General features: G+C 42.4%; 9 protein-coding genes. All 9 read left to right on the top strand.

The window, feature by feature from the left end:
• The first annotated feature begins 50 nt into the window (after window positions 1-50).
• The gene (dprA, locus tag HMPREF3057_RS08745) at window positions 51-899 is read left to right on the top strand and encodes a DNA-processing protein DprA (RefSeq protein ID WP_000705296.1); all 849 of its coding nucleotides are present in this window, start codon (window positions 51-53) and stop codon (window positions 897-899) included.
• Window positions 900-1,016: 117 nt separating this feature from the next.
• Complete coding sequence (topA, locus tag HMPREF3057_RS08740) at window positions 1,017-3,104, top strand: type I DNA topoisomerase (protein ID WP_049520374.1); 2,088 nt, start codon at window positions 1,017-1,019, stop codon at window positions 3,102-3,104.
• Between the two features lie 106 nt (window positions 3,105-3,210).
• The gene (locus HMPREF3057_RS08735; RefSeq protein WP_001220351.1) at window positions 3,211-3,570 is read left to right on the top strand and encodes a YbaN family protein; all 360 of its coding nucleotides are present in this window, start codon (window positions 3,211-3,213) and stop codon (window positions 3,568-3,570) included.
• A 93-nt stretch (window positions 3,571-3,663) separates the two neighbouring features.
• Window positions 3,664-4,296 carry a copper homeostasis protein CutC gene (locus HMPREF3057_RS08730; protein ID WP_049520373.1) on the top strand — a complete coding sequence of 211 codons (633 nt, stop codon included), beginning with the start codon at window positions 3,664-3,666 and terminating at the stop codon, window positions 4,294-4,296.
• Window positions 4,297-4,339: 43 nt separating this feature from the next.
• Complete coding sequence (locus tag HMPREF3057_RS08725) at window positions 4,340-4,996, top strand: MmcQ/YjbR family DNA-binding protein (protein ID WP_049520372.1); 657 nt, start codon at window positions 4,340-4,342, stop codon at window positions 4,994-4,996.
• A 314-nt stretch (window positions 4,997-5,310) separates the two neighbouring features.
• Window positions 5,311-6,873 (top strand): 2-isopropylmalate synthase, encoded by a 1,563-nt coding sequence (locus HMPREF3057_RS08720; RefSeq protein ID WP_070697257.1) that lies wholly within the window; start codon window positions 5,311-5,313, stop codon window positions 6,871-6,873.
• Window positions 6,874-6,884: 11 nt separating this feature from the next.
• Window positions 6,885-7,922 (top strand): 3-isopropylmalate dehydrogenase, encoded by a 1,038-nt coding sequence (gene leuB / locus HMPREF3057_RS08715; RefSeq protein ID WP_049520370.1) that lies wholly within the window; start codon window positions 6,885-6,887, stop codon window positions 7,920-7,922.
• Window positions 7,919-8,188 carry a DUF1294 domain-containing protein gene (locus HMPREF3057_RS08710; protein ID WP_000700091.1) on the top strand — a complete coding sequence of 90 codons (270 nt, stop codon included), beginning with the start codon at window positions 7,919-7,921 and terminating at the stop codon, window positions 8,186-8,188. The genes leuB and HMPREF3057_RS08710 overlap by 4 nt, the downstream gene beginning before the upstream one ends.
• 3 nt (window positions 8,189-8,191) lie before the next feature.
• Window positions 8,192-9,574, top strand: coding sequence for a 3-isopropylmalate dehydratase large subunit (gene leuC / locus HMPREF3057_RS08705; RefSeq protein ID WP_000907571.1), 1,383 nt, complete (start codon window positions 8,192-8,194; stop codon window positions 9,572-9,574).
• Window positions 9,575-9,577 lie beyond the last annotated feature (3 nt).

Genomic DNA, 9,577 nt, shown 5'->3' with positions numbered 1-9,577 from the left:
TTTTTTTTACGAATAGATAGATGAGTAGAAAAGAAGAAATGGAGATGTTTATGAAGATTACAAACTATGATATTTACAAATTGAGAAAAGCTGGGCTGAGCAATCAACAAATTTTAACAGTTCTTGAATACGATGAGACTGTAGATCAGGAGCTCTTGCTAGGTGATATTGCAGAAATATCTGGGTGTCGTAATCCTGCTGTCTTTATGGAACGCTATTTCCAGATAGATGATGCACAGTTGGAGAAGGAGTTTCAGAAATTTCCATCCTTTTCTATTCTTGATGACTGTTATCCTTGGAATCTGAGTGAGATTTATGATGCTCCAGTGCTCTTGTTTTATAAAGGAAATCTGGATTTATTGAAATTTCCAAAGGTTGCTGTTGTAGGGAGTCGTTCATGTTCTAGTCAGGGAGCAAAGTCGGTCCAGAAAGTCATTCAAGGTTTGGAAAACGAGTTAATTGTGGTCAGTGGTTTAGCCAAAGGGATTGATACGGCTGCCCATATGGCTGCACTCCAGAATGGAGGAAGAACGATTGCTGTCATTGGAACAGGATTGGATGTTTTTTATCCCCGATCCAATAAACGTTTGCAGGAACACATTGGAAATCACCATTTGATACTTAGCGAATACGGACCAGGTGAGGAACCCTTGAAATTTCACTTTCCAGCTCGTAATCGCATCATTGCTGGACTGTGCCGTGGTGTGATTGTAGCAGAGGCAAGGATGCGTTCGGGTAGTCTTATTACTTGTGAGCGAGCTATGGAGGAAGGGCGTGATGTTTTTGCCATTCCAGGAAATATTTTAGATGGCCATTCAGATGGCTGTCACCACTTGATCCAAGAGGGAGCAAAGCTGATTAGCAGTGGTCAAGATGTGCTGGCTGAGTTTGAATTTTAAGGAGAAATTTGTTCACTCAGATAAACTTTTCTTCTATATATAGGACTTAGGTCTTGACAGCTATAGAAAAATGGTTTACACTTTATAAAGTTTATTACTTTGAAAAGGTGTGATAGTGTGGCTACGGCAACAAAGAAGAAAAAATCAACAGTTAAAAAAAATCTAGTCATCGTGGAGTCGCCTGCCAAGGCGAAAACGATTGAGAAATATCTAGGCAGAAATTACAAGGTTTTAGCCAGTGTCGGGCATATCCGTGATTTGAAAAAATCCAGTATGTCAGTCGACATTGAAAATAACTATGAACCGCAGTATATCAATATCCGAGGCAAAGGCCCTCTCATTAATGACTTGAAAAAGGAAGCTAAAAAGGCCAATAAAGTCTTTCTGGCGAGTGACCCGGACCGTGAAGGAGAAGCAATTTCCTGGCATTTGGCTCATATCCTTGATTTGGATGAGAATGATGCCAACCGTGTAGTTTTTAATGAAATCACTAAAGACGCAGTAAAAAATGCCTTTAAAGAACCTCGCAAGATTGATATGGACTTGGTCGACGCCCAACAAGCTCGTCGTGTCTTGGACCGCTTGGTAGGGTATTCAATTTCGCCAATTTTGTGGAAAAAGGTCAAGAAGGGCTTATCAGCAGGACGCGTGCAGTCTGTTGCCCTTAAGCTCATCATTGATCGTGAAAATGAAATCAATGCCTTCCAACCAGAAGAATACTGGACAATTGATGGAGTCTTTAAGAAGGGAACCAAGCAATTTCAAGCTTCTTTCTATGGTATGAATGGCAAAAAGATGAAATTGACCACCAATGAAGAGGTCAAAGAAGTCTTGTCCCATTTGACTAGTAAAGATTTCACAGTAGACCAGGTAGATAAGAAAGAACGCAAACGCAATGCGCCCCTACCGTATACGACTTCAACCATGCAAATGGATGCGGCTAACAAAATTAATTTCCGTACTCGAAAGACCATGATGGTGGCTCAGCAGCTCTATGAAGGGATCAATATCGGATCAGGTGTGCAAGGTTTGATTACCTATATGCGTACAGACTCGACTCGTATCAGTCCTGTGGCTCAGAATGAAGCGGCAAGCTACATTAACGACCGTTTTGGTAGCAAGTATTCCAAGCATGGTAGCAAGGTCAAGAATGCCTCAGGTGCTCAAGATGCCCACGAAGCCATTCGTCCATCTAGCGTCTTTAACACACCAGAAAGCATCGCTAAGTACTTGGACAAAGACCAGCTCAAACTTTATACCCTTATCTGGAACCGTTTTGTGGCTAGCCAGATGACGGGAGCTATCTTTGATACCATGGCTGTTAAGCTATCTCAAAATGGGGTTCAGTTTGCGGCAAATGGAAGCCAAGTTAAGTTTGATGGGTATCTTGCTATCTACAACGACTCTGACAAGAACAAAATGTTGCCAGATATGGCAGTTGGGGATGTGGTCAAGCAGGTCAATAGCAAGCCAGAACAACATTTCACCCAACCACCAGCTCGCTATTCGGAAGCGACTCTTATCAAGACCTTGGAGGAAAATGGGGTTGGACGTCCGTCAACCTACGCTCCGACCATTGAAACCATCCAAAAACGCTACTACGTTCGTCTGGCAGCAAAACGTTTTGAACCAACAGAGTTGGGAGAAATTGTCAATAAACTCATTGTTGAATATTTCCCAGATATCGTAAACGTGACCTTCACAGCTGAGATGGAAGGAAAACTGGATGATGTCGAGGTTGGAAAAGAGCAGTGGCAACGTGTCATTGATGAATTTTATAAACCATTCTCTAAAGAAGTAGCCAAGGCTGAATCCGAAATGGAAAAAATCCAGATCAAGGATGAGCCAGCTGGATTTGACTGTGAAGTTTGTGGCAGTCCAATGGTGATTAAGCTCGGTCGTTTTGGTAAATTCTATGCTTGCAGCAACTTCCCAGACTGCCGTCATACACAAGCGATTGTTAAGGAGATTGGTGTCGAGTGTCCAAGCTGTCATCAAGGACAAATCATCGAACGCAAAACCAAGCGCAATCGTATCTTCTATGGTTGCAATCGCTATCCAGAATGTGAGTTTACTTCCTGGGACAAACCAATTGGCCGTGACTGTCCAAAATGTGGACACTTCCTTGTGGAGAAAAAAGTCCGTGGTGGTGGTAAGCAGGTTGTATGTAGTAATGGCGACTACGAAGAAGAGAAAATTAAATAAAATGCAGAGTCCTGAAAATGAATTTCAGGCTCTTTTTTGTTGATGCTTGACAAATTTCCCCCTTGTATGCGAAACTAGAGGAAGAGTAATTTATCTAGGAGAAATCATGCGTATCATTTATCTCTGTATTGGCTTTATTTCACTGGCTTTAGCTGTTATTGGAGTTGTCCTACCACTTTTACCAACAACTCCCTTTCTTTTGTTAGCTATCGCTTGCTTTTCAAAATCTTCTAAGCGTTTTGAAGACTGGCTTTATCATACAAAGCTTTATCAGACCTATGTAGCTGATTTTCGGGAAACCAAGTCAATCGCGCGAGAACGCAAGAAAAAAATCATCGTTTCTATCTATATCTTGATGGGAATTTCTATTTATTTTGCCCCTCTTTTGCCAGTCAAAATCGGTCTGGGAGCCTTGACTGTCTTTATCACCTACTATCTCTTTAAAGTCATTCCTGACAAAGAATAGATAAAAATAGTAGTTATTTGCCTTGATAAAAATGAAAGCATATTTAAAATAATATGATATAATAAATTTAAAGAAAACATCAAGGAGAATCAAATGATTTACGAATTTTGTGCTGAAAATGTGACCTTGCTTGAAAAAGCGATGCAGGCTGGAGCTCGTCGAGTCGAACTTTGTGACAATCTAGCAGTAGGAGGGACAACACCAAGCTATGGAGTAACCAAGGCAGCTGTTGAACTGGCAGCTAACTACGATACGACCATCATGACCATGATTCGTCCACGTGGTGGCGACTTTGTCTATAATGACCTAGAAATTGCTATTATGCTAGAAGACATTCGTTTGACTGCTCAAGCAGGTAGTCAAGGGGTCGTCTTTGGAGCATTAACTGCTGATAAGAAGTTGGATAAGGCTAATCTTGAGAAGCTGATTGTCGCATCTAAAGGAATGGAAATTGTCTTTCACATGGCCTTTGATGAATTGAGTGATGAAGATCAGTTGGAAGCCATTGACTGGCTCAGCCAAGCCGGTGTCACTCGTATCTTGACTCGTGCTGGTGTGTCTGGAGACTTGCTAGAGAAACGTTTTGCTCACTATCACAGAATTTTGGAACATGCAAAAGGTAAAATTGAAATTTTACCTGGTGGTGGGATTGACTTGGACAGCCGTCAAACCTTTATCGACCAACTGGGTGTGACACAATTGCATGGAACCAAGGTTGTCTTTTAAAAAATAGAAAGGAACTGCTAGCTTTTGGTAGCAGTTTTCACTTATGTTTGAAATTTTTAAATCCTATCAGTTTAATAAAGAAAAAGCTCACGCCTATGGTTTTGTAGAAAATGGAGAAGTCTGGACCTATAGTTGCCAGATTTTGCAGGGTGAATTTTTCATGACAGTCTCCATCGCTCCTGATAATGTGAGTTTTCTTGTCTTTGACCAGGAAACGGGAGATCTCTATCCTCAAGTTCATATGGAAAGCATGCGGGGAAGTTTTGTCGGAAGTGTCCGTGAGGCTTGTTTGGAGATTCTTTACCAGATTCGGAAGGCATGCTTTGATGTACAGGATTTTATCTGCCCTCAGACTAAGCGTATCATGGCTCAAGTTCAGGAAAAGTATGGTAATCAGTTGGAGTATCTGTGGGAAAAGTCTCCTGATACAGCTGTATTGCGCCATGAAGGCAATCAAAAGTGGTATGCTGTTGTGATGAGAATCCCATGGGATAAGCTGGAAAAGGGGAGAGAAGGGCTAGTCGAAGCAGTCAACCTCAAACACGACCAAGTAGCTGACCTGCTTTCACAAAAGGGTATTTATCCAGCTTTTCATATGAATAAACGCTACTGGCTTAGTCTGGCACTTGATGATAGTTTGCAAGATGAAGAAGCGTTAGAACTCATCGAAAAAAGTTGGAACTTGACTGTGAAAAAATAAGAAAATTCGCTTGAGTTTTCAAATACTTTCAATTAGCAAAATATTCTTTACTGAAGAAATTTTCAGAAAATAATGGATTTTTTCTTGACAAGTGTTTTTAGCTATGCTAAAATACTAAACAAGATATCAAACGAAGGAGAAAGTCAAACATGAAAACAGCTAAGTTTAATCAATTTGCTTTGTTGTTGAGGTACTCGGGCTAGTGCAAAAGCATTAGTCCTGTTTGGCTTACCAAGCGGGAGTAAATCAACATCTCGCTTGGGCTTCTGAGCGAGATGTTTTTTTAAAACCACATTTGGAAAAGGGGAAATCTTATGCGTAAAGTTGAATTTTTTGATACAAGCCTTCGTGATGGGGAACAAACACCTGGTGTTAACTTCTCAATAAAGGAAAAAGTTTCCATTGCAAGACAGCTGGAGAAATGGGGAATTTCTGTAATTGAAGCTGGTTTTCCGGCTGCTAGTCCAGATTCATTTATAGCCGTTCAAGAAATTGCTAAAGTCATGAAAAAAACAGCAGTGACAGGATTAGCTCGTTCTGTAAAATCTGATATTGATGCTTGTTATGAGGCGCTCAAGGATGCCAAGTATCCCCAAATTCATGTCTTTATCGCTACCAGTCCGATTCACCGCAAGTATAAGCTCAATAAGAGCAAGGAAGAGATTTTAGAAGCTATCAAGGAACATGTTTCTTATGCACGTTCTAAGTTTGAAATCGTCGAATTCTCTCCTGAAGATGCGACTAGAACAGAGTTGGATTTCCTCTTGCAAGTCGTTCAAACAGCGGTCGATGCAGGTGCATCTTATATCAATATCCCTGACACAGTTGGCTTTACGACTCCAGAAGAGTTTGCACGTATCTTTGATTACTTGACTGAAAATATTAAATCAGATCATAAAGTTGTCTTTGGTGTTCACTGTCACGATGATCTCGGTATGGCAACTGCAAATACTTTGACAGCAATTAAACACGGTGCTGGACGTGTCCAGGGAACTATTAATGGTATCGGTGAACGCGCAGGTAATGTTGCTCTTGAAGAAGTTGCTGTTGCTTTGAAGATTCGTGAGGATTTCTTCCAAGCAACTAGTGATATTGTTTTGGATGAAACAATGAATACGTCTGAAATGGTTTCTCGCTTCTCTGGTATTCCAGTTCCTAAAAACAAGGCTGTGGTTGGTGGTAATGCCTTTTCTCACGAGTCTGGCATTCACCAAGATGGAGTCCTTAAAAATCCTCTCACTTATGAGATCATCACACCTGAATTGGTCGGTGTCAAGAGTAATAGCCTTCCACTTGGTAAATTGTCTGGTCGCCATGCCTTTGTTGAAAAACTAAGAGAACTGGCCCTAGATTTTACAGAAGAGGATATCAAACCACTCTTCGCTAAGTTCAAGGCACTAGCGGACAAGAAACAAGAAATCACAGATGCAGATATTCGAGCTCTGGTAGCTGGAACCATGGTTGAAAACCCAGAAGGCTTCCACTTTGATGATTTACAACTTCAAACTCATGCAGATAATGACATTGAAGCTCTCGTTAGCCTAGCCAATATGGATGGTGAGAAAGTCGAATTTAATGCAACAGGGCAAGGTTCCGTTGAAGCAATCTTTAACGCTATCGATAAGTTCTTTAACCAATCTGTTCGCTTGGTGTCCTATACTATTGACGCGGTAACGGATGGAATTGATGCTCAAGCTCGGGTTTTGGTCACTGTTGAAAACAGAGATACAGAAACCATCTTTAATGCAGCAGGTCTTGATTTCGATGTATTGAAGGCCTCCGCTATTGCCTATATCAATGCAAATACCTTTGTTCAAAAAGAGAATGCAGGTGAAATGGGGCATAGCGTTTCCTACCGAGACATGCCTAGTGTGTAAAGGAGAAGGCTATGACAAAGAAAATAGTAGCTCTAGCAGGGGATGGAATCGGTCCAGAAATCATGGAAGCTGGTTTAGCAGTTCTAGGAGCTCTAGCTTCAAAAACAGGTTTTGACTATGAGATAGATAGATGCCCCTTTGGAGGTGCAGGTATTGATGCTGCGGGGCATCCCTTACCTGATGAAACCCTCAAGGCATGTAGAGAAGCAGATGCTATTCTCCTTGCGGCTATCGGTAGTCCTCAGTATGATGGGGCAGCGATTCGGCCTGAACAAGGCTTGCTGGCTCTTCGTAAGGAACTCAATCTCTATGCCAATATTCGACCTGTTAAGATTTTTGACAGTCTCAAGCATTTATCACCTCTCAAACCCGAACGAATTGCTGGTGTAGACTTTGTCGTGGTACGTGAGTTGACAGGGGGGATTTACTTTGGAGATCATATTCTTGAAGAGCGCAAAGCGCGTGATATCAATGACTACAGCTATGAGGAAATAGAGCGGATTATTCGCAAGGCATTTGAAATTGCAAGAAATCGCAGAAAAATCGTTACTAGTATCGATAAGCAAAATGTTCTAGCGACTTCAAAACTCTGGCGCAGAGTAGCTGAGGAGGTTGCGCAAGATTTTCCAGATGTAACCTTGGAGCACCAGTTGGTGGACTCAGCTGCCATGATCATGATTACCAATCCTGCCAAGTTTGATGTCATCGTGACGGAAAATCTTTTTGGAGATATCTTATCTGATGAATCAAGCGTTCTATCAGGCACTCTTGGTGTTATGCCATCAGCCAGTCATTCTGAAAAGGGGCCAAGTCTTTATGAGCCTATTCACGGTTCAGCGCCTGATATTGCAGGTCAAGGAATTGCCAATCCTATCTCTATGATTTTGTCAGTTGCTATGATGTTGAGAGACAGTTTTGGACGTTATGAGGATGCAGAGCGTATCGAGCGTGCTGTTGAAGCTAGTTTAGCGGCTGGCATTTTAACAAGAGATATTGGAGGACAGGCTTCGACTAAGGAAATGACAGAAGCCATCATTGAAAGATTATGAAGATAAATGAAGGAATCACGCTTGCCCTCTTGATTTGGAATTTGCTGATTTTCTTGATTTATGGCATTGACAAATCCAAGGCAAGAAGAGGTGCTTGGCGCGTCCCAGAGAAAATCTTACTCATTTTAGCCCTTACTTGTGGTGGTTTTGGTGCCTGGTTGGCAGGAATCACCTTTCATCACAAGACTAGAAAATGGTATTTTAAAACAGTTTGGTTTCTCGGGATGGTGACCACGCTAGTAGCCTTATATTTTATTTGGAGGTAATGGATGGCAGGAAAATCAATTTTTGATAAATTATGGGACCGCCATGTCATCACAGGAGAAGAAGGGCAGCCCCAACTCATGTATGTGGACCAGCACTATATTCATGAAGTGACTAGTCCCCAAGCTTTTCAAGGATTACGAGATGCAGGCCGCAGATTGAGACGACCAGACTTGACATTTGGAACCTTTGACCACAATGTACCAACGGTCAACATCTATGATATTCGAGATGTTATTTCTAAGGCCCAAATTGATAAGCTTGCTGAAAATGTTGAGGAGTTTGGGATTGAACATGCGGCCCACGGTTCTGAAAAGCAGGGAATCGTTCACATGGTAGGTCCAGAAACAGGACGGACCCAACCAGGAAAATTCATCGTCTGTGGAGACAGTCACACAGCTACTCACGGAGCTTTCGGAGCTATCGCCTTTGGGATTGGGACCAGTGAGGTTGAGCATGTCTTTGCTACTCAGACACTCTGGCAAGTTAAACCCAAGAAAATGCTGGTAGAATTCACTGGTGTTCCTCAAAAAGGAGTTTATTCTAAGGATTACATTCTCGCCTTAATTGCCAAGTACGGCGTTGCCTGTGGTGTTGGCTATGTGGTGGAATATCGTGGGCAAGCAATTGATGCACTGACCATGGAAGAGAGAATGACCATCTGCAATATGTCCATCGAGTTTGGCTCCAAGATGGGAATTATGAATCCAGACCAGACTACCTATGACTATCTCAAGGGACGGGAATGCGTTCCCGAAGCTTTCGAGGAGGCGGTTGCTGACTGGAAGACGCTTGTCAGCGATGATGATGCTGTCTATGATAAGGTTATCCGGATGGATGTCTCAGACTTGGCTCCTATGGTGACCTGGGGAACCAATCCTGCTATGGGCGTCGACTTTGACAGTAGTTTTCCAGAAATTAAGGATATGAATGATGAACGAGCTTATCATTACATGAACTTGGAGCCTGGCCAAAAGCCAGCGGATATTGAACTAGGTTATATCTTTATCGGGTCTTGTACCAATGCTCGACTCAGTGACTTACAGCTGGCTGCGCGATTTGTCAAAGGGAAGAAAATTGCTCCCAACTTAACGGCTATCGTGGTTCCAGGCTCTCGTCCTGTCAAACGAGCTGCTGAGAAGTTGGGCTTGGATAAGGTCTTCTTAGATGCTGGCTTTGAATGGAGAGACCCAGGTTGTTCTATGTGCCTAGGGATGAATCCTGACAAGGTCCCTGATGGTGTTCACTGTGCCTCAACTAGTAACCGCAATTTTGAAGACAGACAGGGATTTGGCGCTAAGACTCATCTCTGCAGTCCAGCCATGGCAGCGGCAGCAGCTATCGCAGGGCGTTTCGTAGATGTTCGACAAATGCCAGAAGCCCAGTAAGGA

This window comes from Streptococcus sp. HMSC072D05 (genome assembly GCF_001815805.1).
Classification (GTDB): Bacteria; Bacillota; Bacilli; order Lactobacillales; family Streptococcaceae; genus Streptococcus.
Note: the sequence above shows the minus strand (reverse complement) of the source record. Positions and strands in the feature narration are given on the sequence as shown.